This is a genomic window from Caulobacter sp. FV1ye6ST (assembly GCF_058681225.1).
The window spans coordinates 4224425-4251251 of the sequence record NZ_CM178733.1 but is presented as its reverse complement, the minus strand read 5'-3'; the positions used below and the strand labels follow the sequence as shown (position 1 = coordinate 4251251).

The window sequence follows — 26827 nt, the reverse complement described above, 5'->3', positions numbered from 1 at the left end:
TATCGTGGCGGGAAGTCTGTGCTAGGCTTCCCGCCATGAACAAGCCGGTTCGCGACGCCTCGGTTTCGGTGACCCTTCCCAGCAGCGCGGTGGAGGAACTGAATGCGCGCGTTGCCTCAGGAGAGTTCGGCAGCCTGGATGAGGCCGTCACGGCCGCGCTCTTGGAGCTTGAGCACTTTCGCGCCGTCGAATTGGTTGGGGGCGAGGCGGCGTTTCAGGCCCTGGCGGGCCGGATCGAAGCCGATTCCGGAACGCATGTCGGCGAGGTCGACGCTTTCGAGTTCCTGCACGCGCTGAAAGACGAATATGAGCGCTTTGCCGCCCAGGACGACCGCGCTTGAAACCAGTGCGGCTCAGCGCGCTGGCCGCCAAGGAAATCCGTCGTATTGGCGAGGACATAAAGCGCGACAAGCCCCAGGCCGCCGTGGCTTTCGTCGCGCAGTTGCTGCAGCGCTGCGAGAGCCTGGCGAGTGCGCCTGAAGGTTACGGACTGAAGCCGCGATACGGCTCGGCCGTACGTGGTGTGACGGTTCCGCCCTATGTGATCCTGTATCGGATACGAGCGACGGACATCCTCATCCTCAGTGTCCGACATGGCGCGCGTAGGCCCGTGGCGCTGAAATGATCAGGGACCCGCGTGGCGCGCCCGGCGCATCGTGCTAGGCTTGCCGCCATGACCAATTCCGCCAAGCCCGTGACCGTCACCCTCAGCGCCGAGGACGCCGCCGACCTGCAGGCGCGGGTCGAGCGGGGTGAGTTCGCCTCTCTGGACGAGGGCGTGGCCGCGGAACTGGCCGAGCTGAACTATCGCCGGGCGGCGGAGATCGTTGGCGGTCCGGAGAAGCTGGAGGCCCTGCTGGACAAGCTGGAAGTGGTCGAGACTCAGGACCCCGCCGACTGGATCGGCGGCAAGCGCTCGCTGTCCGACATGCTGGCGGACCTGAAGGCGCAAGCCGGGTCGTAGGCGCCGCCATGACCGAATTCGATTTCGACGCTGTCGTGGTCGGCGCGGGCGCCGTGGGCCTGGCCTGCGGTTACGCGCTCGCCAAACGCGGCCTGATCGTCGCCGTTCTGGAAGAGCAGGGCCACATCGGACAGGGCGTGTCTTCGCGCAATTCGGAGGTCATCCACGGCGGGCTCTACTATCCGACCGGATCGCTGAAGGCGCGGCTGTGCGTGCAGGGGCGGCGGCTGCTGTATGCGTTCCTCGACAAGCACAATGTCGCCTACAAGCGCTGCGGCAAGCTGGTGGTGGCGACGTCGGACGACGAGATCCCGCGCCTGGACGCGATCTGGGACCAGGCCCTGGCCAATGACGTCGAGGGCATGGAGCGGCTGACCGGCGCGCAGGCCCGCGCCCTGGAGCCCGGCCTCAACGCCCACGCGGCGCTGCTGTCGCCGCGGAGCGGGGTCTTCGCGAGCCACGACTACATGCTGGCCCTGCAGGGCGAGATCGAGGCCGCCGGCGGGGCGGTGGTGCTGGGCACGCCGTTCGAGGGCGCGCAGGCGCTACCGGGCGGCGGCTTCACGATCCGGGCCGGCGGCGCGGATCCCACCAGCCTGACCTGCCGCCTGCTGGTCACCGCGCCGGGCCTGTCGTCGCAGGACGTCGCCGGGCGGATCGAGGGCTATCCGGCGGATCACATCCCCAAGGCCCACTACGGCAAGGGCGTCTATTTCCGCCTGACCGGCAAGGCGCCGTTCCAGCGGCTGATCTATCCGCCGCCTATCCACGGGGCGCTGGGCACTCACTACCGCAACGACCTGGGCGGCCAGGCGGTGTTCGGGCCGGACCTGGAATATGTCCCCGCGCCAGACTATTCGGTCGATCCGGCCAAGGCGGATGTCTTCGCCGCCTATATCCGCAAGTTCTGGCCGGGCCTGCCCGACGGCGCCCTGCAGTCCGACTATGCCGGGGTGCGTCCCAAGCTGCACGGGCCGGACGAACCGCAGCCCGACTTCCAGCTGCGCGGCGTCGAGGACCACGGCTTCGCAGGCCTGATGGCGCTGTTCGGCATCGAAAGTCCCGGCCTGACCAGCTCCCTGGCGATCGGCGAGACGGTCGCCGCCCGCCTGCTGGGGGAGCCGGCCCTCTAGCTTCGCGTTGACACCGGATCGGCCCGCGCCGATGGTCCGCCGCCGTACAGCTTCCCCTGGAGTCCGCCTTGACCAACCTGCTGCACGCCATGCTGGGCAAGGGTCTGGGCGGTCTGGAGCAGGTCTTCCTCGACTACCAGCCGATCCTCGAGGCCTGGGCCGCCAAGCGCGGCGGACGCTGCGTCGGCGTCGTGCGCAAGGGCGGCAAGGTGGCGCTGGCTCAGGCCGGGCGGACGCCGCCGCTGGCCGAGATGCCCGCCTTCACCGACTGGGACCCGATCACCCTCGGCGCGGCGCGGGCTGTGGTCCGGACGAGCAAGCCGGCGATCGTCCTCAGTCACGGCCAGCGCCCGGCGCGGCTGTTCGCCAAGGCGGCGTCGGCCGACGTGGTCCAGGCCGTCTGCGTCCACAAGCCCAGCTTCGACGTGACGGCGGGGACCCACTATCTGTGCGTCGGTCAGCACCTGGCGAACCTGGCCCTGGAGCGCGGCGCGCCAGCCGACCATGTCCATGTCGTGCGGAACGCGGTGAAGCCGCCAACCGTCCAGGCCCGGCCCTTCGCGCGCGAGGAGGGCCCGGTGAAGATTGTCGCCGCCGGTCGGCTGCACGCCAAGAAGGGCTTCGACGTCTTGATCCGGGCCGTCGGCAAGCTGCGCGCCTGGGACCTCGACGTCACCTGCGAGATCGCCGGCGAGGGCGACGAGCGCGCCGGCCTGGAGGCGCTGATCAAGGAACTCGATCTCGATCCGTGCGTGAAGCTGACGGGCTGGACCGACGACGTCGCGGGCTTCCTGGCCACGGGCGACCTGTTCGCCTTCCCGTCGCACCAGGAAGGCTTCCCGCTGACCCTGCTGGAAGCGATGGCCGTCGGCCTGCCGGTGGTGTCTACCGAGATCGACGGGCCGGTCGAGATCCTCAAGGAGGGCGTCACCGGCCGCCTCGTGCCGGACGATGATCCCGACCGCCTGGCCGAGGCCCTGGGCGAGCTGATCAGCGACCGCGCCGCCGCCCGGCGTCTGGGCGCGGCGGCCCGCGAGCTGGTGCTGCGCGACTATGGCCCCGACGCGCTGGCCCGGCGCCTGGAAGCGGCGCTTGACGGAATGCTTTCGTAAAGTGGGTCAGGCGAAACTGTGCGCGGTTTCGCCGCCAGACCCACCTCGACTCTAAGGCTTGATGCGAAGCGCGCTCGGGAGTATGACCCCCGTCCGTCCTGGCGATGGCTGGGTAGCTCAGATGGTTAGAGCGGTGGATTCATAACCCACAGGTCGGCGGTTCGATCCCGCCCCCCGCCACCAGGACGGAAGAGTTTCTTCTTAGAATTCAAACTCTTCCAAGCTAGGCGCAGACGGCCTTCTTGAGGATTTCGTTCGCCCGGCTCTGCCAGCCGGGACCGCCTTCGCGCAGCTTCTCGATCACTTCCTGGTCCAGGCGTAAGGTGACCTGCTTCTTGGGATTGTCGGATTTCGGGCGGCCAGGCCGCGTCAGCGTGCCGTTGGCGGGCCGGATGACCTTGCCCCCAATGCTGAATTGAGCACGAGCGAACTGGTCTTCGGTCCATTCGGGCGCGTCATCGGGATCAACCCACGAGCTTTCCGAATTTTCGTTGTTCTCGGGCATTGCATTTCCTCATCGAGATAATGCGCCGCGCATTTCCGCGTCGCGTCCAAATGACCATGATCAGGCGTCCGTGTAGTCGGCCGACTGTCTGAAAGCGATTTTCTCCATAGTCCTCGCGGTCGTCGAGAGATGTAAGCTCTGGCCCGTCGAACACTGAAGCCACATCCGCGAAATCCAAGCCGCGATGCTCCAGCGTTTGGCGGCGTTTCTCCTCATCGAATTCGATATCCATGTCGGAAGCGTTCCTCCGACAAAACTATCTCATAGGGTGTGTTAAGCTTAAAGATCGCCATTTGCGATATCAATTCTTGTAGCTACGAAAATAGCGCGATCGGGGTGAGCAAGCAACGGCTTCTCGGCGCCACTCGTTCTCGCTCCATGGCGCGCGCGCTCAAGGTCTTTACGTGGTCGGACGGCTTCCATCGCTACACGGTGGCGGAGACCTCGCGCGCCAAGGCCCTGGCGGCCTGGGAGACGGATCGCGATCTGTTCAAGGAAGGCGTCGCTCAGGAGGCGCCCGATGCGCCCGACGCGAAGGCCGCCTTGGCCGCGCCGGGCGCGGTGATCCGGCGGGCCGAGGGCGGGCTGAAGTCGGCGGTCGACAAGTTGCCGAAGGCCAAGCCGAAACCGAAGGTCGACGACCAGGCCGAGGCCCAGCGGAAGCAGGCGCTCGCGGAAGCCGAGGCCGCGCTGGAAACGGCCGAAACCGAACAACGCGACGCCGAGGCCGACCTTGAGCGCCGTCGCCGCGATCTCGACGCCGAGGCGGCCGCGCTCAGCGGCTCCTGGGCGAAGCGGCGCTCGGCTCTGGAGAAGACGATCGCGCGTCTGCGACGGTGATGGTCCCGCCGCGCAGGCCCTGGCCGTTCAGATAGTCGAGCAGCGCGGCCGGGTAGTCGGTCTGGACGACGCTGACGCCCTGGGCGATCAGGCCGCCCCAGGCCTTGCCGGGATCGGTCAGGGCATGGCTGTCGCCAGCCGCGTCGGGTAGCCCCTTCAGGCCCTTGCCGGTCAGGCTGTTGGTCCAGACGCGGACGCGGGCGGCGCGGGCCGCGTCGCGCACGGCCACGAAGCCGTCCGCCTTCAGGGCGTCCATTTCGATGGCCGGGATCGCCCGCGCGCCGGAGGCCTGGGCGGCGGTGATCGCGGCCAGTTGCTCGGTGCGCCGACCGCCCTTGCCGCCGACGATCGGCATGAAGGCTAGGGTCTTGTAGAGCGGCTGGTCGGCGATCGGCGCGTCGCCCAGATCCGCGCGCGCCTTGAACAGCACCCAGTCGTCGGCGTCGACGTCGTGAACCACGCGGGCGACCTGGGCCGAGAGCGGGCCGTCCTTGATGTCGAGATTGACCAGGATGCGGCCGCGGGCGGCCTTGAGGAAGGCGCACAGGGTCGGGGGCGCGGCGTCGGTGGCCTGGCCGTCGGCCTTCAGGCGAAAGGCCTGGAGTTCGCCGAGGGTCAGGTCCGCGACCTTGCCCTTGCCGGTGGTGGTGCGGTCGACCTTGTCGTCGTGCATGAGGACCAGGGCGCCGTCCTGGGTGCGGCGCACGTCGATCTCGACCAGGTCGACGCCCAGGGCGATGCAGCGCTCCAGGGCGGCGATAGAGTTCTCGGGGAGGGCGCTGGTCAGGCCGCGCGACGGGGCCGGCGCATGGCAGGCGCGGTGAGCCACGACCATGACGCCGTCGGCCGGATCATAGAGGCGGTCACGCAGGTCGGCGGCATGGGCCGAACCGGCCGCGACCGCGACGGTCATGGCGATCGAAAGCGCGCGAAGTCGCATGGTCCAAGCTCCCCAGCCCTTCCCACTGCATCGCTGATTCAGGCGACAGGCGTGCGGCGGTTCGGACTCATTGGGATGACGCCGCCAAGGCGAGGGCGCCTCAGGCTTTCAGTGCGAGAACTTGTCCTGGAGTGAAAGGCCTCAAACCTTCCGGAACCCGCGCAGGACGTTGGCCTCGGTGCTCAGTTGCAGCTTGGCGTAGTCGATGCGCGGCGTGTCCGAGAAGATCAGGTAGTAGTACTTCATCTGCTCGGACCACCAGTAGCCGGGGCAGTTGTCGCCCTGGGTCATCGGCTTGGTCGTGATGTCCTTCAGCGCGGTGTAGCCATAGGTCGCGCGGCTGGTCGCCTTCATCTCGCGGTAGTGGATCGCCGTCAGCTGGCGATAGCGGTCGTCGCGGTCCAGCAGCCACAGGTTCAGGCAGGCGTCGGCATATTCGGGGCGAAGGCCGGTGGCCTTGCGGCGCGCCTGGCGGGTGGCGACATCGATCGATTCCGGGATGACGCCGTAGGTCGCCTGCATCTCGGTGAACGAGGCCAGGTAGTCGTCGCCTTCCTTCTTGTAGCCCACCTGCGCCAGCAGCCCGGCATAGTAGGCGGCCAGTTCGCTCTGCGACGTGTTCAGCACCGCGCCGGTCTCATAGTCGACCATTGGGAACCACAGGCGGCCGTCGTAGCGCTTGGCCTGGTGGGCCAGTTGGGCGGCGGTGACTTCCTGGGCCCAGCGCTTGCAGTCCTCGTCGCCGAACAGTTCCCAGGCGTCCCAGAGGTATTCGTAGAAGCTGTCGGCATAGATATCGATGCTGGCCGCGCGGCTGATCCACTCGCCGGTGCGCGCGTCGATGTTGGCGGCCATCAGGCCCAGCTTCGAGCGTTTGTCGAGCGCGTGCTTCATCGCCTTCTTGGCGACGTCGAAATAGCGCCTGTCGCCGGTCAGCTGGCTCAGCACCCCGAACTCGGTGATGTAGGTGCCGATCTCGGCCAGGTTGGTCTCGGGATCGCGGACCGCGCCGGTCTTCAGGTTGACATAGCGCCAGGGCAGGCCGTGGGGCGAGGCGTCGAACGCCTTCAGCAGGCGGTCGGCCAGGTCCTTGGCCTTGGCCAGAAGCACGGGGTCGCCGCAGGCCAGGTGCGCCGAGATCAGGCCGCCGACGAGGCGGATATTGGTCTCGAAGACCTGGGCCTCGCCATTGACGTCGAAGTCCAGCGACGACTTCACCCAGTCGACGCCGGCCTGGAACTCGGCGTCCAGACCCATGATCCACAGGGTGTCCAGCGCCTCGACCAGCGACAGGCCAAGATCGTGGCCCTCGACAAAGAACGACTGCGACGTGCCGCTGACGGGATTGATCTCGTCCTTGCCCCAGGCCTTGGCGACATAGCCCTGCCAGGCCCACTGGAACTCCTTGCGGACATCGGCGGCCAGAGCCTTCCAGTCCTCCTTGGGCGCGCCTTTTGGGGGAGCGGCCAGGGCCAGGCCAGGCGTGAGCCCGGCGGCGGCGAGGGCGGCGAAGGCGGAGCGGCGAGTGAGTCGGGCGAGCGTCATGGAACCAAACCTAACGGCGACCGCGGGCCTCGGCGAGAGGCGCTGACCTAAACCGGCGAGGCTTCGTTCGCCGGACTCTCCGGCAGGCGGGCGCGCAGGATGCAGCTCAAGCCTTCGGGGCGATAGTCCATGGTCGCCGCGCCCTTCAGCTCGCCGCCCAGGCTGCGCTCGATCAGGCGCGAGCCGAAGCCCTTGCGGGTGGGCGGGGTCACGACGGGACCGCAGGTCTCGGTCCAGAGGAGCTCCAGCGCGCGGCTGTCGGGGTCATAGGTCCACGACAGCGACACCCGGCCCCCGGCGTTCGACAACGCCCCGTACTTCAGGGCGTTGGTGGCCATCTCGTGCAGGATCAGCGCCATGGTCAGGGCCCCGCCGGGCCGCAGGCGTACGGCCGGACCCTCGATGGTGAAGCGCGCGCTGGCCTGGTCGAACGGGCGCAGGGCGCGCTCGACCACCTCCCCCAGCTCGGCGCCGTGCCAGCTCTCGCGGGTCAGGATGTCGTGAACGCCCGACAGGCCCAGCAGGCGGGCCTCGAACTTCTCGAAGGCCACGACCGGGTCGGGCTCGTTGCGCAGGGTCTGGGCGGCCATCGACTGGACCGTGGCCAGGGTGTTCTTGACCCGGTGATTCAGCTCGTTGATCAGCAGGCGCAGCTGGCTCTGGTGGCGCGCTTGGGCGTTCTCGGCCTCCTTGCGGACGCTGATGTCGGAGATGATCGCCAGGATGTAGGCCGGCTGGCCGTCGACGCGGACCATGGAGGCGGTCAGGTGGATCCACAGGTCGCCCTGGCCGACCAGGAACCGCCGCTCGGCCGAGCAAGTCTCGATCTCGCCCGACAGCAGGGCCGCGCTCGACAGGAGCGTCTGATCCAGCACGTCCGGATGCACAAGGCTCTGCAGCGAAACGCCCAGCAGGGCGTCGCGGTCGCGCCGGAGCAGGGCGCAGAAGCTGTCATTGGCTTCCAGGATCTCGCCGGTGGGAGTCAGGCGCGCCACGCCCATCGCCGCCTGGTCGAACACGGCGCGGTAGCGGGCCTCGGCGGCCTCCAGCTTCAGTCGCGCCTCGATATTGGCCGTGACCACCTCGGTGTAGAGCACCAGGCCGCCGATCTCGCCGGCCCCGTCGTCGGTGGGGTCCGTGCGCCAGGGCGCCATCGACCAGCGAATCCATTCGGTGCGGCCGTCGCGGTCGACATACGGGTCGCCCTCGTGGCGCAGCTCGACGCCCTCGGCGAGGACCCGGGCGTGCAGGTCGCGCCACTTTCGCGGGATATGGGGGAAGACGTCGTAGTGTCGCCGGCCGATCAGCGGCATGTCGGGCGGCAGGTGCTGGTCGGTCAGGTACTGCCGCGAGGCGGCCAGGTAGCGCATCTGGTTGTCGAAGATCGCGATGCCCAACGGCGCGTGCTTCAGCGCCGTGGTGACGCTGGGCGACCCAGAAAGAGGCGGCGCTTCATTGATCATCGCCGCCCATGGTAGCGCTCACGGCGGCCGTATGGGCTGAACTTCCCGTGACAGGTTGTCGGACGAATTGCCGCACCCTGAGGTAGGTGGGCTCAGCCGGCCACCGGGAACACCCGAGTCTGCTTGACCACGCCATAGGCGAAGCTGGTGTCGATCGAGGCGATGCCGGGGATGGCGTGCAGCTTGCGGCGCATGAAGGTCTCATAGGCCTCCAGGCTGTCGACGATCACCCGCAACAGATAGTCGTCGCTGCCGGCCAGCAGAAAGCAGTCCAGGATCTGGTCGATGCGCTGCACCTGGGCCTCGAAGCCGGTGATCAGGTCCTGGCTGGGACTGTTCAGCCGCACGCGGACGAAGACGGTGATGGGCAGGCCATAGGCCTTCTGGTCGACCAGGGCCGTGTAGCCGGTGATGACCCCCTCGGCCTCCAGGTTGCGCACGCGCCGCAGGCAGGGGGAGGGCGACAGGTTCACCCGCTCGGCCAGCTCCTGGTTCGTCAGGCGGCCGTCCTTCTGCAGCTCGCGGATGATCTGGCGGTCCTTGGTGTCCATGGGGCGTCTCTTGAGCAGAATCTGCCAAAACTGAAGCTCATCGTGGCAGACTTCGCAATCCATGGCGCCCAGGTTCGCGCCACTCTCGCGTGACAGGGAGAGAGACATGCGCAACGACCAGGGCGGCTTTTCCACGCGGGCGATCCATGCGGGCTATGACCCCGCCGACGAGCACGGGGCGCTGACCCCGCCGTTGCACCTGACCTCGACCTTCGCGTTCGAGAGCGCCGAGGCCGGCGGCGAGATGTTCGCCGGGACGCGGGAAGGCCATTTCTATTCGCGGATCTCCAACCCGACGACCGACTTGCTGGAGCGCCGCCTGGCCAGCCTGGAGGGCGGCGAGGCGGCCGTCGCCACGGCCTCGGGCATGGGGGCGACCACCGCCACGTTGTGGAGCTTCCTGCGGGCGGGCGACGAGGTCATCACCGACCAGACGCTCTATGGCTGCACCTTCGCCTTCCTGCGCGACGGCCTGACCCGGTTCGGCGTGACGGTGCGGACCGTGGACATGACCCGGCCCGAAGCCCTGGCCGAGGCGATCTCGAACAGGACCCGGATCGTCTATTTCGAGACCCCGGCTAATCCGAACATGCGCCTCGTGGATATCTCCGCCATCAGCCGGATCGCCCACTCTTCCAGAGGAAAGGGGGCCGGCGCCAAGGTGGTGGTCGACAACACCTACGCCACGCCTGTCCTCACCCGGCCGCTCGCCCTGGGCGCCGACATCGTCGTCCACTCGGCGACCAAGTATCTGGGCGGTCACGGCGATCTCGTGGGCGGTATCGCCGTCGGCGGCGTCGAGGACATGGCCCGCGTGCGGCTGGTCGGCGTCAAGGACATGACCGGCGCGGTGATGTCGCCGTTCACCGCCTTCCTGGTGATGCGGGGCCTGAAGACCCTGACGCTGCGCATGGCGCGCCATAGCGAGAGCGGCGAGGCGGTCGCGCGCTGGCTGGAGGCGCATCCGGCCGTCGCGCGGGTTTTCCATCCGGGGCTGCGGAGCTTCCCGCAGCACGCCCTGGCCGAACGCCAGATGCGCGCCGGCGGCGGCATGATCGCCTTCGAACTGAAGGGCGGCCACCCGGCCGGGGTGGCGATGATGAACCGTCTGTCGATGATCCGCCGGGCGGTGTCGCTGGGCGACGCCGAGACGCTGATCCAGCACCCGGCCAGCATGACCCACTCGCCCTATTCGCCCGAAGAGCGCGCGGCGGCGGGCATCGGCGAGGGACTGGTGCGGCTGTCGGTCGGTCTCGAGGATGTGGCCGATATCCTGGAGGACCTGGAAGGCGCGCTGGAAGCGGTGCGGCTGGAGGCGCTGGCCTAGAGCATTTTCCGATCCAACTGGATCGGTGAAATGCTCTAGGTCTCTGTTTTAACGCATTTTCTGACGACGAACCGGTGCCCACTTCGTCGGAAAACGCTCTAGCAGTCCAGAAACTTCACCTCGTTGGCCGCGTACTTCATGTCGCTCGCCGTGAAGAGACCCGACAGGCCCAGCAAGGTGCAGCGCCCGCGCGTCAGATAGACCGGGATATCCCTGAGGTAGCCGCTCATCCGCCCCTTGTCCTCGAACCGGCGGCCAAAGGCGGCGGTGTCGATCAGGCTGTCGATGCGTCCCATCAGCGGGCTGTTGATGTAGATCCCGCCACGCGCGGCGAACATCAGGGCCGCGTCGCCCGCGAAGGCGCCCAGCAAGCCGCTGAAGATCGACAGGGCCTCGCGCGCCCGGGCGTCGCCATCGCGGGCGCGCGACAGGATCAGATCGTCGCCGTCGACCTCGCCGCTGCCGCCGTTCGCCGGCCCGAGGGCGGCGTGGATGTCGACGAGGCCCGCCTGCGAGAGGAAGTGCTCGACCGAGACGCGGCCGTACTTGGCCTGCAGGGCGTCGAAGACCGGAACCTCGCGCGGTTCGCCGGGCATGAAGTCGACGTGGCCGCCCTCGCTGACCACGGGCGTCCAGCCGTCGAGACGGTGCGGCGTGAGCGCGGCGACGCCGAGGCCGAGATTGGGGCCGATCACGGCGATCTGGGCGGCCTTGGCCGGCTTGCCGTCGCGGATCACGGTCATGGCCGCCGGCGACAGGCGCGGCGCGCCCAGGGCGCAGGCGGCGAAGTCGTTGAGCAAGGCCACGCGCGGGGTCTTCAGCACGGCTCGCAGCCAGGACTGCGTGATGGAGAAGTCGCCGGCCGTCAGCGCGATCGCGCCGTCGATTTCCGGACCCGCGCCACAGATCGCAGCGCCGATCAGGTCGCCGCGTCCGCCCAGGGTCGCTGTCAGATGCCGCTCCAGCTCGCGCAGCGAGGCGCAGGGCAGTTCGCGATGATCACGCGGAGGATCGCCAGGACGGACCACGGCCACCGCCAGGTCACGGCCGTTCACGTCGGCCAGAAGCACCGAGCCTTTCGCCATGGGTCGTTTCCTCTCGCGCCGGTTTTCATCCGTGCGCACGCTTGTTGTACCGGTAACATTGTTCCGTGAAATGCGCCTATCGTCGCGGGGTTGCATAATGACAAGGTTGTCATCGCGCGCACGCCAGGCGGGCGACCCTGGAGCGGCGCCGGGGGAAGCACGGAGGCGGGACCTCGTGGCGTTAACCTTTACGACTAAAATCCTAAATTTAGACGGCCGATTAACCGCGGCGTGCGTTTATCCCCGCATGGCGAAGTACGCGTCAGGCGGCGATCAAGATCGACGGACAGCCGTCCGTATTCAAACCCAGAGGTCGGGCAAGATCCTGTGCGGCGCCTTCGCGTGGGGCTGTGTGATCCGGGACCTGTCGAGCAGCGGCGCGCGCATCCAGATGCTGTCCGGCGCCGCGCCTCCGGGAAAGGCGCAACTGGTCGATCTGGTCGCTGGTCTGGCTCACGATGTGACGGTGGCCTGGCAGCGGGATCGCGATATCGGCTTGCGCATCACCAAGACCTACGACCTGCGCGGCCTGACCCCAGCCGTCGCGGGCGCCGCCAAACGGATCTGGCTGGCCTCGCAATCGGACGCCCCGACCGGCTAGGTTATCTTTTGGACTAGGACAGCAGGGCCCTGGATATGAAAAAGACCTCGGCCCCCCAGCCGAGGTCTTCTCATGTGTCGCTAGAGTGGGGCGCGCTTGAGCGGAGCGCGCTTGGCCTCAGGCGGTTTCGCGAGAGGCCTCATCGGCCATCGCGCGCACCAGGTCCAGAACCTGGCGACGGACGCGACCGCGGCCGATGCGCGGGAACACCTCGGCCAGTTCCAGGCCTTCCGGCGTGGTCAGGAACTCTTGGACCACCTTCTCGGCGTGCTGGGCGGCGTCATCGACTTCCGCGCCGCTCATCGGATCGGCCAGGCCGTCGAAGAAGAACGAGACCGGGACCTGTAGGGTCTTGGCGATCTCGTACAGCTTCGAGGCGCTGACGCGATTGGCGCCGCGTTCGTACTTCTGCACCTGTTGGAAGGTCAGGCCCAAGCTGTCGGCCAGTTGCTCCTGGCTCACGCCAAGCAGCTTGCGACGCATGCGGACACGGCCGCCCACGTGCATGTCGACAGGGTTGGGGCGTCGGCCTTCGGTTTCTTCGCTCATCTGTTTTTTCCGCCTCCAACGGTTGTTCGGAGAAAATGACACGACCGTAACGTCGGCGGAAGCTGGGGCGTTCATAGCGCGGCGTTACGTCGCGATGGCTTGGCTAGCCTCCCCGATCCGGAAAGATTAGTCGCCGAGCGGACGATTCGCCGCCAACCGAAGAGCGATCCGCTGCCGTTCAAGGCGAGTAGACCACAGTCCGTGCATCTGCGCACGCCGCAAATCCTATGCGTGAAGGCGCGCGCCCCCCGCGCGGTCATTCCAGATGCGCCGCGCCTCGCCGCTGTTGTCGTGCAGCCGGAACAAGGTCTCGGCCGCCAGGGTCTCGTCGCGGGGCGCGCCGGCCGAGAGTTGCGGCGTCATGGCCCGGGTGACCTGGCGCTGCACCGAGGCCAGATCGCCGAACGCCTTCATGTCCAGGGCGTCGATCTCGTAGCCGATCGGCGACTCTCGCCCGATCGCTTCCAGCACGCGATCCAGCAGATCCCGCGAGACGGCGATCTCGGACCCCGCGACCACGCCGTAGGGGTAGGGACGGGGAATGCCGACCAGGCGGGTGTCGATCGGCGAGTTCAGGATGCCCGGATAGAGCCGCATGTCGATCATGCCGACCAGGCGGGTCACGCCATGGCGCAGGGCCAGTTCGAAGGCGGCGGCCCAGCATTCGAACACGCGCTCGCCGCGGCCCGGGCCCTTGCGCTGGCGATAGGTCTCGGTGGTGAACAGGCGGGAGGCCTCCCAGACGTCAGCGCCCTTCTTGGGCGTTTCGCCCGGCGCGATCAGGTGGGCGAACTTGTCGGCCAGCATGCAGCGGTCGTCGGTCGGCCTCAGGCGCAGGCCGACTTCCAGCTCCAGGGCGTCGTTGAAGCCCAGCAGATAGATGGCGCGGTGGTCGTCATAGTCGTCGACCTCGCCGCCCGCCAGCACGACCAGGTCGACCCAGCCGTTCTTCTCGACGCACTGGCGCCGACGCTCCTCGTGCATGGCCCACAGCTGCGGGCCGTAGAGATGACGGTTCTCGGAAGTGATGATGTGGATCATGGCCGGCCCCCTTACTGGCTTGGACGGCCTGCATTAGGGGGCATGATGCCTTCGGCGCACGATAGGCCAAAAGGCCTAAGCCATGCGCGCGGAGGATGCTTGCCAGAGCGTCGGAGGTCTGGATCAGAGCTTGCTGAGCAGGCCCAGCTCGCCGGCCTTGAGCACGGCTTCCTGGCGCTTGACCACGCCCAGGCGCTTCTTGGCGGCCTCGATGTGGTGGTGAACCGTGCGCGGCGACAGCTCCAGGATCGCGCCGATCTCCCAGTCGGTCTTGCCGCGGCTGGCCCAGTAGAGGCACTGAGCCTGGCGCTCGGAGATGATCCCGTAGCCGGGATTGTCGTCCTGCATTTCCCAGTGCTTGAGCATGATCGTGCCGAACACCGTGGCCAGGCTGTCGATGACGGCGCGCGCGGTCGGATCGGTGTCGCGCGCCTCGGTCGACATGCGGATCAGCACTTCCTGCCCGGCCGGACCGAAGACGCGGACGACATAGCCGTCGTTCATGCCCAGCTCCGAGGCCTCGCCCCACATGGACTGGGCGCGGCCGTCGCCGAGCGGCTTGGCGTCGGTCCAGGCGAACGATCGGGGCGACTTCAGCAGCAGCTTCACGCACGGATCGTGGACGACGTAGCGTTCGCTCCAGTAGCGTTGGTCCCAGCCGTCGAAGTCACGGCGGCTCAGCGTGGGCGGCTCCTTGCCGTAGTGCTCGGCATTGACCAGGGTGGCGCAGAACCGGTCGTAGCCGAAAGCCCCGATCGCCTGGGCGAAATGGGTCTCGACCTCATGGGCCGAGCCCAGGTGCGGCGCCTGGCTGAGAAACGCCCAGGCCTGTTGTTCCGCCGTATTCAGCACGCACGCCGCTCCGTACTCACGCGAAAGGCGAAGCTAGGCTTGGATACGCCTCGGCGCCAAGCGTGTGCTATCCAGGGTAGCGTTGGAAACCGGTTTCCAATTGTCGCGGGAAAAGTCGGGACGCCGCCTTTTAGGCGGCCTCTTCCTCGTCCTGGTCCTCGTCGCCGCTCAGCAGGGCGCTCAGCACGGTGGCCAGGCGCTCGGGCTTGATCGGCTTTTCGACCACGTCCTGCATGCCGGCGGCGACATAGGTCTGGACGTCGGCCGGATCGGCGTTGGCGGTCAGGGCCACGATCGGTATGCCGCCGACGCGACCGCCCACTTCGCGGATGGCGCGGGTGGCGGCCACGCCGTCCATGCGCGGCATCTTGATGTCCATCAACACCAGGTCGAAGCGACCGCTCTTGGCCATCTCGACCGCCTCGACGCCATCGACGGCCTGTTCCGAGGTGCACTCGAACATGTCGCACAGGGCCTCGGCGACCATGCGGTTGGTGGCGTTGTCGTCGACGATCAGGATGTGGGCGGCGCGGCTGGCGACGGCCTGTTCCTCGTGGACCTCGGCCTCGGTGGCGGCGGGCGCGAGCGTCAGGCCGAAGCCGACGGTCAGGCCGGAGCCGCGATTGGCCTCGGCGTGCAGCGGGCCGCCCATGGCGCGCAGGACGCGGTGGGCCAGGGCCAGGCCCACGCCCAGGGCCATCTCGTTGCGGTCCTGCTGGCTGGTCGTGCCCAGCGGGTCGGCGATGAGGGTCAGGCGCTCGTCAGCGTGGCCCTCGGTATTGTCGCGCACCAGGCCGTCCAGCTGGACGTGGTCGCCTTGGCAGCGGGCCGTCAGGCGGGCCTCGATCATGCCGCGGCCGGCGGCCAGGGCGTTCTCGATCAGGATGTCGAACACCTGCAGCAGGCGCTCGCCGTCGACCTCGACCCCGCATTCGGGATCGCCGTCATAGGAGACCAGCAGGGTGGAGCCGCCCTCGTGGGCGCGTTCGGCCCAGCGCGCCTCGACGGCGTCGGCCAGGTCGCGCAGGCGGGTCGGGGTCGGGCTGAAGAGCAGTTGGCCGTGGCTTGAGCGGTGCAGGTCGATGGCCCGGCTCAGTGTCGCGCTCATGTCGCGGCTGGTGTCGCCGATGGCGCGCACGAACGCCGAGGCGTCGGGCGTCAGGCGTTGCTGCTCGAGGCGTTCGGTGATGGCCAGGACGCCGTCCAGGTGGGCGCCGATGTCGACGGCCATGCGCTCGACCAGGCCCATGGCGTCGCTGGCGTCGCGTTGGCGGCGGCGGTGAGAGGCGAGCAGCGAGCCGAGGCCGCCGACGCCGACATAGCGGCCGGCCTCGTCCACGGCGATATAGGCGGTGCGGAAGACGGGCGTGGGGCTGTCGGCCAGAGCGTTGACGAAGCTGTTGGAGTCGGAGGCCGCCGCGACGATGCGCGGCGTGGCGTCCATGACCTGGGAAACCGGCTTGTCGGCCAGGGTCTCGGCGGCTACCCGCATCATGCCTTGGAGCACGTCGCGATAGACCAGGCCGACGGGCTTTCCGGCTTCGACGACCGCGATCGCGGGCTTGGCCGGATCGGCGTCGAACATCGCGGCGACCTCGGCGCAGGCGGCGCCGGGGGCGATCGGGTCGCTCAGATCGATCAGACGGTAAAGCGTTTCCATGCGGCGCTTCGCTGGGACTTTGGAACGTCACATTGCCCCGGCTCGCCTTGCGGAGTCGTTAAGTTGAACGCGGTCACGGCGTGGTAATCGCGGGAAATCGCTCATCTTTCCGTCGACGCTCCGGGCGCGAGACGAAAAAGGGGCGTCGGATGACCCGACGCCCCGCCATTTTCTTGCGTAACTGGACTTACCAGGACTTGGAGATCGACACCCCGTAGAGGCGCGGCTCGGCGGTGATCACGTTGGTGAACAGGCCGGAGCTGTCGTCGGTGGTGTAGGCGTCGACGATCGGCGTCTTGTTGCCGATGTTCTTCACATAGGCGTCGATCGAGACACCCCATTCCGGCTTTTCGACCTTCAGGGTGATGTTGCCGTTGTCCCACGACTTCAGGCGGTCGTACTCGGTGTTGTAGACCCGAGCGAACTGCTGGCTCTGGCGGTAGTAGTCGCCGCGCAGGGTCGCCGACCAGCCGGAGGGCAGGTCGAAGCGGTACTGGGCGCCGATCGAGGTGGTCCAGTGCGGGGAATTGGGCAGCTCGTTGCCCGACAGGTTCGCGGTCGTGCCTTCGATCGAGTAGCCGGCCCCGTAGGTGTAGAGCCCCGTGGCGTTGGCCAGGAAGGCCGCCGTGGGGGCGGGCAGGCCCGCGCCGCCGAGGGCGGCCGGGGTCGACAGGAACGCCTGATAGGCCGCCGCGCCCGAGCAGGCCCAGGGCAGGGTGCCACCCGCGCCGGCGGCCAGCAGGGTGGCGACGCCGGCGGTGGCCAGCACGCAGTTGGCGCCGACGGCCGACGAGTTCGGACCCACCTTCACGACCGTATAGGCCGGATTGGACTGGGTCCGGTTCATCGTGTCGATCGAGGTGACGCCATCCGCGATCTTGGTGTGCAGGTAGCCGATGTTGGCGTTCAGCTTCAGGTTTCGCACCGGTGACCAGATGCTTTCCAGTTCGAAGCCGTAGACCTTGGCGTCGACGTTCTCGTTCACCGAGGTGCGGTTCACGATCTTGGAGATCTGATAGCCCTTGTAGTCGTACGAGAAGCCCGTGGCGTTGATCAGCACGCTGCCGCCGGCCAGGGTGTTCTTGGCGCCGATCTCGATGGCGTTGACGAACTCGGGGTCGAAGGTCTGGCGGATGCCGACCGCGCCCGCCGGAACGCCCGGATTGATGCCGCCGCCCTTGTAGCCCTTGGAATAGAAGGCATAGAGCAGGGTGTCGTCGGTGAAGCCCAGATGAGCCTTGTAGTCCACGCCGACGCGGCCCGTGGTCTCGCTGAAGCGGGCGCGCTGGTCCGGATTGGTCGGGTTCAGGGTCAGGCCGTAGCCGGGGGCCAGCAGCACGGTCGAGTAGTTCTTGACCGCCTTCTTGTCGCGGGTCTGGCGCAGGCCCAGGGTGAACTTCAGGTCGTCGTTCAGCTGGTAGTAGACCTCGCCCATGACCGCGTCCGACACCAGGGTGTAGGGCGTGCGGTTGTCATAGTAGTTGTGGCCGTCGCCGGTCGGGTCTGCCGCGGTGTCGATGCCGATGCAGTTGGCGGTGGTCGCCGGGTTGCAGGTGGGCGACAGACCCTTGGAGGCGTTCAGCGCCAGCGACGACAGGGTCAGCGAGTTGCCGATCACGTAGTAGTCGGTCAGCGTCCGGTAGGTGAAGTGGATGGCGCCGACGGTGAAGTTCAGCGGGCCGGCATAGGCCGACTGCAGGCGAAGTTCCTGGCTGAACTGTTCCGAACGGCCCGACGAGACGTCGATCGTGGTGAACTTGTTGGTGGCGCCCACCTGGGGGTCGGTAAAGAAGCCGCCCGGCGTGAAGGGCGTGTTGTTGAAGGGGACCGGCGAGACGTTCCGGTTGTAGTCCTGCTTCGTATAGACGCTGCCCTTGCTGTAGGCCGTCATCGAGGTGGCCGTCAGTTCGTCGGTCAGGTCGTAGGCGATGGTGAACTGGTAGACGTTCGAGCCCGAACGGTAGAGCGGATCCAGCGCCGTCTCGATCTCGCGCAGGTTGGTCGAGGTGGTGTCGCCCAGGTTGGTGTCGCCCGAGGTGAAGCCGAAGATGTTGCCCAGCAGACCCGTCAGGGTGCCTGAGGTGTTGACCGTGCCGTAGGCGCTGGAGCCGTAAAGAGAGGCCGGCAGACAGCCCTGGGTCAGGAAGCCGCGCGCCGCGCCGGTCGGCACGCCGCCGACCGTGGCCGGGCCGTTGTCCTTGGTGCAGAGCTGCTTGCCGGTGCGCGCGCGGTTGTCGTCTTCGTGGAAGCGTTCCCACAGGAAGTTGGTGCGCAGCTTGTCGGTCGGGTTGAACATCACCTGGACGCGGGTCGAATAGAGGTCCCGATCGTCGACGACGTGATTGTTGAAGGTGTTGGTGACGAAGCCGTCGCGCTTCAGCGACGTGCCCGACAGGCGGACGGCCAGCTTGTCGCCGAAGATCGGCACATTGACCATGCCGCGCAGCTTGATCGAATTGTAGTTGCCGTACTCGGCCCGGACATTGGCCTCGAACTGGTCGGTCGGCTTGGCGGTGATGACGTTGACCACGCCGCCGGTGGCGTTGCGGCCGTAGAGGGTGCCCTGCGGGCCGCGCAGCACTTCCACGCGTTCAACGTCGTAGAACTCGGCCTCGAACAGGTTGCCCGACTGCATCGGGGCGTTGTTCAGGTGGACGCCGACGCCCTGGTCGGCCGAGGCGCCGACGGCCTTGGCCCCGATGCCGCGGATCTGGAAGTTGAAGCTGTTGGTGAAGTTGCTCTTGGCGAAGGTGACGTTCGGGATCGCCTGCTGAAGGTTGGGGCCGCCGTCGATCTTCTGCGCCTCGAGGGAGTCCTGGCTGAACGCCGACACGGCGATCGGCACGTCCTGCAGCGCTTCTTCCTTCTTCTGGGCGGTGACGACCAGTTCCTCGATGACGGTGGTGCTCTGTGGGGCCGGTTTGGCGGCCTGCTGGGCGAACGCGGGGACGGCGAAGCCGGAGATCGCGACCGCCGAAGCGCCCATGACCAATAGGCTCCGCATACGCAGAGTTTGCGACATTGAATTCCCTCCCTGGACCCGCGGCGGCGCCTTATGGGTGGAGCCTGCGAGGGTCGGTGTTTCCTCGGCGCCGTACTGTTCTCACTACGCGGGCTTACGGCGAACCCATCGCAGCATTCGGAGATTGCATACTTGCGTTTGAAAGCTGTCAACCGGCCTGAACGTAAGTGAACAGCGATAGGTTACGCCTTTTCACTTTCCGGGAGGTGGTGTTCTCCTGATGCGGGTAAGCTTCCATCGAATTAGAAGATCGGGTTTGGAGCTTCCGTAACGGAACTCGGCGTCATAGGTGGTGAAAATATCTCGCAATAGCGAGATATGGCCATGTTTCGCGGGCGAAAGACTTCGTCGGTGTTCGTGGGTCGAGTATCGCGTGAGTCGGCCGCCCGCGCCCGCGATCCCGCCCCGGCGGTTCCGGCTTGGCCTTGCCTCGTGTAGAGGAGGGGCCATGTTCCCCCTTTTCCACATCGAGAGGCTCGCATGAGCCCGAACACCTCCACTGGCGCGCTTGTTCTGTTCTCAGGCGGCCAGGACAGCAGCGTCTGCCTGGCCTGGGCCCTCGAGCGCTATGAGCGCGTCGAGACGGTCGGCTTCGACTATGGCCAGCGCCATTCCATCGAGATGGAAGCGCGCCAGGCCGTGCGCCGCGAGGTCGCCGCCCGCTTCCCGCGATGGGCCGATCGCCTGGGCGAGGACCACGTCCTCGACATCAGGAGCTTCGGCCAGGTGGCCCAGTCGGCCCTGACCGCCGACCGCGCCATCGAGATGACCGAGCGCGGCCTGCCTTCGACCTTCGTGCCGGGGCGCAACCTGGTGTTCCTGATCTACGCCGCCGCCCTGGCCGACCGCCGGGGAGTCGACGCCCTGGTCGGTGGGATGTGCGAGACCGACTTCTCGGGCTATCCCGACTGTCGCCGCGACACGCTGGACGCCCAGCAGACCGCCCTGAACCTGGGCATGGATCGGAACTTCCGGGTCGAGACGCCGCTGATGTGGCTGACCAAGGCGCAGACCTGGGCCCTGGCCAAGACGCTGGGCGGCGAAGACCTCGTTAAGCTGATCATCGAGGAAAGCCACACCTGCTACCAGGGCGAACGCGGCGAACTCCACGCCTGGGGTCACGGCTGCGGAACCTGCCCGGCCTGCGAGCTGCGCGAGAAGGGCTATGTCGCGTGGGCCGCGGCGGGACGCGAGGCGTTGCCCGAAGAGCCGGTGAAGGCGTGACCTATTCGGTCAAGGAAATCTTCCTCACCCTGCAGGGCGAGGGCGGACAGGCGGGCAAGGCGGCGGTGTTCTGCCGTTTCTCGGGCTGCAACCTGTGGACCGGCCGCGAGCAGGACCGGGCCAAGGCCGTCTGCACCTTCTGCGACACCGACTTCGTCGGGACCGACGGCGAGAACGGCGGCAAGTTCGCCACGGCCGATGATCTGGCGGCGGCGGTCGAGGCCCAGTGGACCGGCGGGGCGGACGACCGGCTGGTGGTCTGCACCGGCGGCGAGCCGTTCCTGCAACTGGACGACGCCGCGATCGAGGCTCTGCACGCGCGCGGCTTCCAGATCGCCTGCGAGACCAACGGCACGCTGGAAGCGCCGGCGGGGATCGACTGGATCTGCGTCAGCCCCAAGGCCGACGCGCCCGTGGTCCAGACCTCGGGCCAGGAGCTGAAGCTGGTCTACCCGCAGGACAAGGCCCTGCCGGAGCGCTTCGCGGATCTGGATTTCGAGCGGTTCTACCTGCAGCCGATGGACGGGCCGGATCGTGACCGGAACACGCAACTGGCGGTCGCCTACTGCCTGGCCCACCCGCGATGGCGCTTGAGCGTCCAGACGCACAAATATCTGGGCCTGCCCTGAGGCCCGCTACGGATTAGCGGCGGTCGTTGTCGCGATCGCGGTCCTTCTTGCCGTCGCCGGGGATCACCGCCTTGCCGGTGGCCACGACGGCCTTGCCCGCGCCGCCGACGACCGCGCCGGTGACGCCGATCGCCGCGCCCGCCACGGTCCCGACGGCGGCCGCCGCGAGGCAGCCGGTCTGCGAGAGCGCGACCATCGTCAGGATGGCGGCCATGGGCGCGCGGCGGGAAGGGGGCGCGAGGCGGGAAGGGGGCGCGAGGCGGCGAAGGGTCATGGTGAAGCTCGTCAAACGCTGTTCACCATCTTCTACCGGTCGAAAGGTTTAAATTCTCCGCGTCGGATGGCCGCGCTCGGTCCGCGGGTCATCGACATAGTGCGCCCGCTTGTCGTCCTCGCGCCGCCGCTCGCCCCGATAGCGCGGGTCGTCGCGACGTCGGCGGTCGGGGCCGAAATAGTCGTCGGCGCGGACGAACGGGCGGGGGTTCTCGATCAGCAGGGTCAGGCGGTGGATGACGCCGCGCGCCGTGATCGGCTTGGTCAGGAACTCGTTGACGCCGGCGTCGCGGGCCTCATGCACCCGGCGCTCGGTCGAGTGGCCGGTGATCATCACGATTGGCACGAACGGATTGGGGCTGTCGGGCGATTGGCGGACCAGTTGGACGAAGTCGATGCCGTCCAGGCCGTTCATCGACAGGTCGGTGAACACCACGTCGATCGCGGTGGTGCGCAGGATCGCCAGCGCCTCGGCGCCGTCCATGGCTTCGAAGACATGGCGCACGCCGATCGCCCGCAGGATCTCGGTCAGCAGCATCCGCATGTGCTGGTTGTCATCGACCAGCAGGATCTTCAGGAGATCGAACCGCACGCGCAGAGCCCCCTGGTCATCGCGCAAACGCACCACAACCATGGCGTGTGCTATTCGCGCGCCTGGGGATGCGTTAATCGAGCCTTACCGCTGCAATCGTATGCACGTCAACCCGAAAGCTGAGCCTAATCAGTGGTAAGTGCTGGAAAACCTTGTTTTTCGAACGCTGGTCGCTCTAACGGCGGCTCTCGCCAGGCGCGAACACGTGGCCGCCGGTCTGGCCGCGATGGCGCAGGAAGGCGTCGGCCAGCACGCAGGCGGTCATGGCCTCGACCACCGGCACGCCGCGGATGCCGACGCACGGATCGTGGCGGCCCTTGGTGCGTAGGTCGATCTCCTGGCCGGCCTCGTTGAGGGTCTGGCGCGGGATCAGGATGGACGAGGTCGGCTTGAAGGCCACGCGCGCCACGACCGCCTGACCGGTCGAGATGCCGCCCAGCACGCCGCCGGCGTGGTTGGACAAGAATATCGGTTCACCGTTCTCGCCCAGGCGCATGGCGTCGGCATTGTCCTCGCCGGTCAGGGCGGCGCTGGCGAAGCCCTCGCCGATCTCGACGCCCTTGGCGGCGTTGATCGACATCAGGGCGGCGGCCAGCTCGGCGTCCAGCTTGCCGTAAAGCGGCGCGCCCCAGCCGGCGGGCACGCCCACGGCCTCGACCTCGACCACGGCCCCGGTCGAGGAGCCGGCCTTGCGGATCGTCTCCAGGTGCTCTTCCCAGACGGGGATGATCGCCGCGTCCGGCGACCAGTAGGGATTCTGCTCGGTCTGGGCCCAGTCCCAGTTGTCGCGGTTGATCGTGTGCGGACCGATCTGCACCAGGGCGGCGCGGACGGTCACGCCGGGGATCACCAGACGCGCCACCGCGCCGGCGGCCACCCGGGCGGCGGTCTCGCGGGCCGAGCTGCGGCCGCCGCCGCGATAGTCGCGCACGCCGTACTTGGCGAAATAGGGATAGTCGGCGTGGCCCGGGCGGAAGGCCTGGGCGATCTCGCCATAGTCCTTGGACCGCTGGTCGGTGTTCTCGATCATCAGGCTGATTGGCGCGCCCGTCGTGCGCTGGCCGTCGGTGCGGTCGTCCTCGAACACGCCCGACAGGATGCGCACCGCGTCCGGCTCCTGACGCTGGGTGACGAACTTGCCGTTGCCGGGGCGGCGCTTGTCGAGGAACGCCTGGATCATCTCGGCCGTCAGGGCGATGCCGGGCGGCACGCCGTCGACGACGCAGCCAAGCGCCGGGCCGTGGCTTTCGCCCCAGGTGGTGACGCGGAACAGGTGACCGAAGGTGTTGTGCGACATGGGGCGGCTTCTAGCGGAAACGCGCGGCGGGGCAAAGTCGCGGGTCCCAAAGCTCAAGCTCGAATGCTCGTTTGAATCGAATAAATCATAGAAAAACTTCTAAGTTGTATTTTGGAAAAGGGCTGGTACCTTGCTGATCGGCGTCGATCCCCGGAACCGGGGCGCGCCTATCGCTCACGAAAAAACGATGGGAGAAGCAAATGACCGGTGGTGTGGCGAATTTTTCGGGTGATTGCGGCGAATGCTCCGACCGGGGCAAGTACCACACGGCGACCGCCGCCGGTGGCATGCAGGTGGGTCAATCGGCGACGGTGAACGGCAACTCGCCGCAGAACTGCGTCGTGGCCAATGACAAGGGCACGGTGTTCGGGATCGAGCTGCTGGCGAACGCCGGCTTCTACAGCTACCAGGTCCGCGTCGACGCCCAGGGACCCAGCGGCGCGTTCAGCGGCTCGATGTACCTGGCCTTCGAGGACGCGACGCACGACGTCTACTATCTGAGCATCTATTCCTCGCGGCGTGAGTCCCACACCGTGTCGTTCAACAGCAGCTCGCCAAACATCATCGCGATCTACTGGAGCGACTACGATTTCACGGTGAAGACCGGCGACGCGGCGCGCCCCAAGGCCGATTTCAAGGTCCTCAGCCCGGCGGAATGACTCGGCGCGTCCGCGCGGCCTGGCCGTCTGAACGCGCGTGCGGAAGTCGTCGCCGACCGTGACGCTTCCGCATCGGCGGCCGCGCGGACGCTGCTTGTTCTATCCCCGATGTCTTTCCTATCCCCGGTGTCTGGCCGCGTCGGCCAGATAGAGTTCCAGGTTCGTCCAGCCCGAGCCGTCCTTGGCCAGGGCCGCGCCGTCGGCCTTGCGCGGATCGAGGCCGTGGGTCTTTTCCCAGGCGTCGGGCATGCCGTCGCGGTCGGTGTCCAGGGCTGGCTCGCCGGCAGGCAGGACCGGCCAACCGCCGACCTCGGCCTGGGTGTCGATCACCTTGCCGGTTCGGGTCTTGACGCCCTCGACGATCCGCTGGTCGACCCGGTCGCGCCAGATCGAGGCGCCGGCGTCGGCCAGCACGCGGGCATAGGCCTTGTCGGCGCGCTCGGGCGTCACCGGCGCCACCTCGACCGGCGCCGCGAGGCGATAGCCGGCGGGCTCGGGGATCGTGAAGGTCACCAGGCTCCAGGGATCGGCCGGGACCACGCCGTCCATGCTGTTGCCGGCGAAATAGGCCTTGGCCAGCGCATCGCTTTCCTTGAAGGCGATGCGCTTCTCCGAGTTGGGGCCGGGGAGATAGGCGTTGTCGACGAAGTTGTAGGCCGAGAGGGTGGCGGCGTCGGCGTTGTAGCCCGCCCGGTCGTGCCCCCAGTTGTAGAAGACGTTCGAGCGGAAATCGAAGAACGCCCCGATAGGGTCCTTGTCCGGGCCCTCGTAGTTGCCGGGACGCGGCATGCGGGCCATGTGGTTGGCCCAGAGATTGTGGTGGAAGCTGATCCGGCTGCCGTCGCCGCCGCGGATCAGGCTGCCATAGCCGTGGTCGCCCTTGATGTGGATCGAGTGGGCCAGGCTCTCGGCGATGATCGACCACTGGACGGTCAGGTCGTGGAAGCCCCCCTCTCGCCCATTGGGGCCCTCTCGATCGTAGCGGGCCGAGGCCGACAGGGTCTCGTCCACCGACCAGCTGGCCGAGACGTGGTCGAGTATGATCCGCCGGCCGCCGTTGATCCAGATCGCGTCGCCCTCGACCTTGCTCTCCGCGCCCAGGCGCGAGCGGATGAAGCGGATCACCACATCGTCGGCGCTGACCACCAGGGTCTGGTCGCGCAGGGTCACGCCGCCGCCCGGCGCGGTCTGGCCGGCGAGGGTGATCTGGCCGTTGGAAATCTTCAGCGGGGTCTTGAGCGGGATCGTGCCGGCGACGTCGAAGACCACCGTGCGCGGACCCTTGGCCTCGATCGCGGCCCGCAGGGAACCCGGGCCGGAGTCGTCGAGATTGGTGACGTGCAGCACCGCCCCGCCCCGGCCGCCGGTCGCCAGCCGTCCCGCGCCCTCGGCCCCCGGAAAGGCCAGCACCTCCGCCGCTAACGCTTGTCCCGCCAGCAGCGCCAGGGTCATGGTCAGGGTCAGGACGCCGACGGCGCGGTGAAGTCGGCGGTCCAGCATGTCCGTCCCCAAGGGTGTGGCGACCGTCCGCGGCGTCGCCTTCAATCGGGGGGAGGATGCGGGGCGACACCGGCTTTGTCCACCGGTGTCATCGCTTTAACCCCAGGCTAGACGCTGGGCTTCATGATGATGTTCAGCGTCACCTGCGAGCGGTCCTTGACCCTGCGATTGACGACCTGAACCTGACTGATCGCGCCACGCGGCAAGGTGGTCGGATCGAAGCCGGGCGGCGGCGTCTCGCCGTTCAGCAGCACGATCGTCGCCGGGGCGCGCAGGCGACCGCGCACCTCGACATTGCCGTGATAGGTCGAGGTCTGGCCGTCCGGAACCTTCAGGCGGCCATTGATGAGCTCGGCATTGCTCACTCGGACATAGTCCGAGCGGATGTCGACATACTGGCCCGTGGTGTTGTCGGTGATCACGGTGCGGGTGTTGCTGTGGGGTTCGGCCTGCCGGGCCAGGGCGATCGAGGCCCCGGCGGCCAGGGCCATGGCCAGCAGGCCGGCCAGGCCTAGCAGGGCGCGGCGGGCGAAGCTGGCGGGGTCGCGCGGGGCGGTGATGGCTTTCAGGCGCATGGTGGTGGGTTTCCTTCCCTTGCCGGTAAAGGCGGGATGCAGGGCGGGCGCGGCGCGGTGGCGCAGCACCTCGATCAGGGTCTCGGCATAGCCTCGGCGGTCGCTCGCGCTGGCGCCGTCCAGGGCGAGGGCGTCGCCCAGTTCCTCGCGCACGGCGGCGGCGCGGGCGCGGATCAGCGCGAACGGCGGGACCATCCACAGCAGGCCGCCCAGCAGGTGCTCGGCCAACTGCCGCCAGTTGTCGCCGCGCTTCAGATGGGCCAGCTCGTGGGCGCAGATCGGCACGAGACGCTGGACGTCGAGCCGCCCGACCATCTCGGCGGGCAACAGGATCGTGGGCGTCGTCAGGCCGGCCAGCATCGGCTGGTCGATGTCGTCGCTGATCTTGACCTCCGGGCGGAGCGTGTCGAGCCGACGGGCGGCGGCGCGGACGGCCAGGGTCAGCTCCTGCGAGGCCGGGCGCGCCTTGGCGACGATATGCTTCAGCCGGGCGCGGCCGATCCCCTGCCGCACCCCCGCCACCGCCAGGCCGCCCAGCGCGCCGAGGATCAGGATCGCGCCGGCCGCCTCGACGCCGTCGACGCCCGACAGGGCCCGCGCCGAGGCCTCTGTCATCGCCGCCCCGGCCGAGGCGACGGCCTTCGAGGTCAGGGCGACCTGATAGACTGGATCGGTGGCCGCCTTCGGCAGGGCCGAGATCCCGACCATCAGGCCCAGCACCGTCGGCGGCAGGGCCACCGCGCGGTTCCAGGCCGTGGCGCGGGTCAGGGGATCGTCGGTCAGCCGGTCGGCGGCCTTGCCGAGCATCCAGCCCAGCCCGCTGGCTGGCCAGGCGGCGACCAGACCCAGGGCGGCGGAGGCGAAGAGCGCGTTCATGGGGTCACTCCA

28 protein-coding genes and 1 tRNA gene are annotated in these 26827 nt (G+C 67.9%); 12 read left to right on the top strand and 17 right to left on the bottom strand.

From position 1 onward, the window contains the following. Positions 1–35: 35 nt before the first annotated feature. The 6 genes from ACW175_RS20220 to ACW175_RS20195 all read left to right on the top strand — a co-directional run bounded on the left by ACW175_RS20220 (position 36) and on the right by ACW175_RS20195 (position 3392). The gene (locus ACW175_RS20220) at positions 36–341 is read left to right on the top strand and encodes a ribbon-helix-helix domain-containing protein (RefSeq protein WP_492101750.1); all 306 of its coding nucleotides are present in this window, start codon (positions 36–38) and stop codon (positions 339–341) included. Between the two features lie 5 nt (positions 342–346). After that, a complete protein-coding gene (locus ACW175_RS20215) occupies positions 347–625 on the top strand; it encodes a type II toxin-antitoxin system RelE/ParE family toxin (RefSeq protein ID WP_492105017.1) in 279 nt (92 codons plus the stop codon). Between the two features lie 48 nt (positions 626–673). Next, on the top strand, positions 674–964 hold the full coding sequence (locus tag ACW175_RS20210) for a hypothetical protein (RefSeq protein ID WP_492101749.1): 291 nt from the start codon (positions 674–676) through the stop codon (positions 962–964). A gap of 8 nt (positions 965–972) precedes the next feature. Next, entirely contained in the window at positions 973–2097 is a 1125-nt protein-coding gene (locus tag ACW175_RS20205) for an NAD(P)/FAD-dependent oxidoreductase (RefSeq protein WP_492101748.1), read from the top strand. 68 nt (positions 2098–2165) lie between these two features. Further along, positions 2166–3209, top strand: a complete 1044-nt coding sequence (locus tag ACW175_RS20200) for a glycosyltransferase (RefSeq protein ID WP_492101747.1) — start codon at positions 2166–2168, stop codon at positions 3207–3209. A gap of 106 nt (positions 3210–3315) precedes the next feature. Further along, positions 3316–3392 (top strand) — tRNA-Met (locus tag ACW175_RS20195). Positions 3393–3432: 40 nt separating this feature from the next. On the opposite strand, the gene ACW175_RS20190 is transcribed toward ACW175_RS20195, so the two are convergent. Together ACW175_RS20190 and ACW175_RS20185 are read right to left on the bottom strand one after the other, a co-directional pair. Continuing rightward, positions 3433–3714 carry a BrnA antitoxin family protein gene (locus tag ACW175_RS20190; protein ID WP_492101746.1) on the bottom strand — a complete coding sequence of 94 codons (282 nt, stop codon included), beginning with the start codon at positions 3712–3714 and terminating at the stop codon, positions 3433–3435. Next, on the bottom strand, positions 3674–3946 hold the full coding sequence (locus ACW175_RS20185; RefSeq protein WP_492101745.1) for a BrnT family toxin: 273 nt from the start codon (positions 3944–3946) through the stop codon (positions 3674–3676). Before ACW175_RS20185 ends, ACW175_RS20190 begins: the two co-directional genes overlap by 41 nt. 38 nt (positions 3947–3984) lie before the next feature. Here ACW175_RS20185 and ACW175_RS20180 point away from each other — a divergent pair, with 38 nt between their 5' ends. Continuing rightward, on the top strand, positions 3985–4554 hold the full coding sequence (locus ACW175_RS20180) for a hypothetical protein (RefSeq protein ID WP_492101744.1): 570 nt from the start codon (positions 3985–3987) through the stop codon (positions 4552–4554). On the opposite strand, the gene ACW175_RS20175 is transcribed toward ACW175_RS20180, so the two are convergent. The 4 genes from ACW175_RS20175 to ACW175_RS20160 all read right to left on the bottom strand — a co-directional run bounded on the left by ACW175_RS20175 (position 4490) and on the right by ACW175_RS20160 (position 9053). Continuing rightward, complete coding sequence (locus ACW175_RS20175) at positions 4490–5494, bottom strand: glycerophosphodiester phosphodiesterase family protein (RefSeq protein WP_492101743.1); 1005 nt, start codon at positions 5492–5494, stop codon at positions 4490–4492. The two genes, ACW175_RS20180 and ACW175_RS20175, sit on opposite strands and share 65 nt — an antisense overlap. Positions 5495–5635: 141 nt before the next feature. Beyond that, positions 5636–7039, bottom strand: a complete 1404-nt coding sequence (locus ACW175_RS20170; protein ID WP_492101742.1) for a glycoside hydrolase family 47 protein — start codon at positions 7037–7039, stop codon at positions 5636–5638. 47 nt (positions 7040–7086) lie between these two features. Then, positions 7087–8502 carry a sensor histidine kinase gene (locus tag ACW175_RS20165; RefSeq protein WP_492101741.1) on the bottom strand — a complete coding sequence of 472 codons (1416 nt, stop codon included), beginning with the start codon at positions 8500–8502 and terminating at the stop codon, positions 7087–7089. A 92-nt stretch (positions 8503–8594) separates the two neighbouring features. Beyond that, the gene (locus tag ACW175_RS20160) at positions 8595–9053 is read right to left on the bottom strand and encodes an Lrp/AsnC family transcriptional regulator (RefSeq protein WP_492101740.1); all 459 of its coding nucleotides are present in this window, start codon (positions 9051–9053) and stop codon (positions 8595–8597) included. 106 nt (positions 9054–9159) lie between these two features. On the opposite strand from ACW175_RS20160, the gene ACW175_RS20155 reads away from it, so the two are divergent. After that, entirely contained in the window at positions 9160–10380 is a 1221-nt protein-coding gene (locus tag ACW175_RS20155; RefSeq protein WP_492101739.1) for a methionine gamma-lyase, read from the top strand. A 98-nt stretch (positions 10381–10478) separates the two neighbouring features. Here ACW175_RS20155 and ACW175_RS20150 read toward each other — a convergent pair whose 3' ends face one another. Next, the gene (locus tag ACW175_RS20150; protein WP_492101738.1) at positions 10479–11465 is read right to left on the bottom strand and encodes a glucokinase; all 987 of its coding nucleotides are present in this window, start codon (positions 11463–11465) and stop codon (positions 10479–10481) included. Between the two features lie 247 nt (positions 11466–11712). Between ACW175_RS20150 and ACW175_RS20145 the strand changes: the two genes are divergently transcribed. Then, entirely contained in the window at positions 11713–12066 is a 354-nt protein-coding gene (locus ACW175_RS20145; protein ID WP_492101737.1) for a PilZ domain-containing protein, read from the top strand. Positions 12067–12183: 117 nt separating this feature from the next. Here ACW175_RS20145 and ACW175_RS20140 read toward each other — a convergent pair whose 3' ends face one another. The 5 genes from ACW175_RS20140 to ACW175_RS20120 all read right to left on the bottom strand — a co-directional run bounded on the left by ACW175_RS20140 (position 12184) and on the right by ACW175_RS20120 (position 19190). Beyond that, positions 12184–12615: a helix-turn-helix domain-containing protein gene (locus ACW175_RS20140; protein ID WP_492101736.1), complete on the bottom strand. Its 432-nt coding sequence runs from the start codon at positions 12613–12615 to the stop codon at positions 12184–12186. 225 nt (positions 12616–12840) lie between these two features. After that, complete coding sequence (locus ACW175_RS20135; RefSeq protein WP_492101735.1) at positions 12841–13656, bottom strand: acyl-homoserine-lactone synthase; 816 nt, start codon at positions 13654–13656, stop codon at positions 12841–12843. 123 nt (positions 13657–13779) lie between these two features. Continuing rightward, positions 13780–14508: a helix-turn-helix transcriptional regulator gene (locus tag ACW175_RS20130; protein WP_099575837.1), complete on the bottom strand. Its 729-nt coding sequence runs from the start codon at positions 14506–14508 to the stop codon at positions 13780–13782. A gap of 130 nt (positions 14509–14638) precedes the next feature. Further along, positions 14639–16168, bottom strand: coding sequence for a hybrid sensor histidine kinase/response regulator (locus tag ACW175_RS20125; protein ID WP_492101734.1), 1530 nt, complete (start codon positions 16166–16168; stop codon positions 14639–14641). Between the two features lie 187 nt (positions 16169–16355). After that, positions 16356–19190 carry a TonB-dependent receptor gene (locus ACW175_RS20120; RefSeq protein WP_492101733.1) on the bottom strand — a complete coding sequence of 945 codons (2835 nt, stop codon included), beginning with the start codon at positions 19188–19190 and terminating at the stop codon, positions 16356–16358. 480 nt (positions 19191–19670) lie between these two features. Between ACW175_RS20120 and queC the strand changes: the two genes are divergently transcribed. Beyond that, complete coding sequence (gene queC / locus ACW175_RS20115; RefSeq protein ID WP_492101732.1) at positions 19671–20414, top strand: 7-cyano-7-deazaguanine synthase QueC; 744 nt, start codon at positions 19671–19673, stop codon at positions 20412–20414. Beyond that, positions 20411–21043, top strand: coding sequence for a 7-carboxy-7-deazaguanine synthase (gene queE, locus ACW175_RS20110; RefSeq protein WP_492101731.1), 633 nt, complete (start codon positions 20411–20413; stop codon positions 21041–21043). Before queC ends, queE begins: the two co-directional genes overlap by 4 nt. 13 nt (positions 21044–21056) lie before the next feature. Here the strand turns inward: queE and ACW175_RS20105 are convergent, their stop codons facing one another. The 3 genes from ACW175_RS20105 to aroC form a co-directional block, all read right to left on the bottom strand. After that, positions 21057–21317, bottom strand: coding sequence for a hypothetical protein (locus tag ACW175_RS20105; RefSeq protein WP_492101730.1), 261 nt, complete (start codon positions 21315–21317; stop codon positions 21057–21059). A gap of 48 nt (positions 21318–21365) precedes the next feature. Beyond that, positions 21366–21908, bottom strand: coding sequence for a response regulator (locus tag ACW175_RS20100; RefSeq protein ID WP_492101729.1), 543 nt, complete (start codon positions 21906–21908; stop codon positions 21366–21368). Positions 21909–22083: 175 nt separating this feature from the next. Next, on the bottom strand, positions 22084–23205 hold the full coding sequence (gene aroC, locus ACW175_RS20095) for a chorismate synthase (protein ID WP_492101728.1): 1122 nt from the start codon (positions 23203–23205) through the stop codon (positions 22084–22086). 200 nt (positions 23206–23405) lie between these two features. On the opposite strand from aroC, the gene ACW175_RS20090 reads away from it, so the two are divergent. Beyond that, positions 23406–23864 (top strand): hypothetical protein, encoded by a 459-nt coding sequence (locus ACW175_RS20090; protein WP_099575844.1) that lies wholly within the window; start codon positions 23406–23408, stop codon positions 23862–23864. A 117-nt stretch (positions 23865–23981) separates the two neighbouring features. Here the strand turns inward: ACW175_RS20090 and ACW175_RS20085 are convergent, their stop codons facing one another. Both ACW175_RS20085 and ACW175_RS20080 read right to left on the bottom strand, forming a co-directional pair. After that, the gene (locus tag ACW175_RS20085; protein ID WP_492101727.1) at positions 23982–25364 is read right to left on the bottom strand and encodes a pectate lyase family protein; all 1383 of its coding nucleotides are present in this window, start codon (positions 25362–25364) and stop codon (positions 23982–23984) included. Between the two features lie 107 nt (positions 25365–25471). Then, on the bottom strand, positions 25472–26815 hold the full coding sequence (locus tag ACW175_RS20080) for a M56 family metallopeptidase (protein WP_492101726.1): 1344 nt from the start codon (positions 26813–26815) through the stop codon (positions 25472–25474). Positions 26816–26827: the final 12 nt, after the last annotated feature.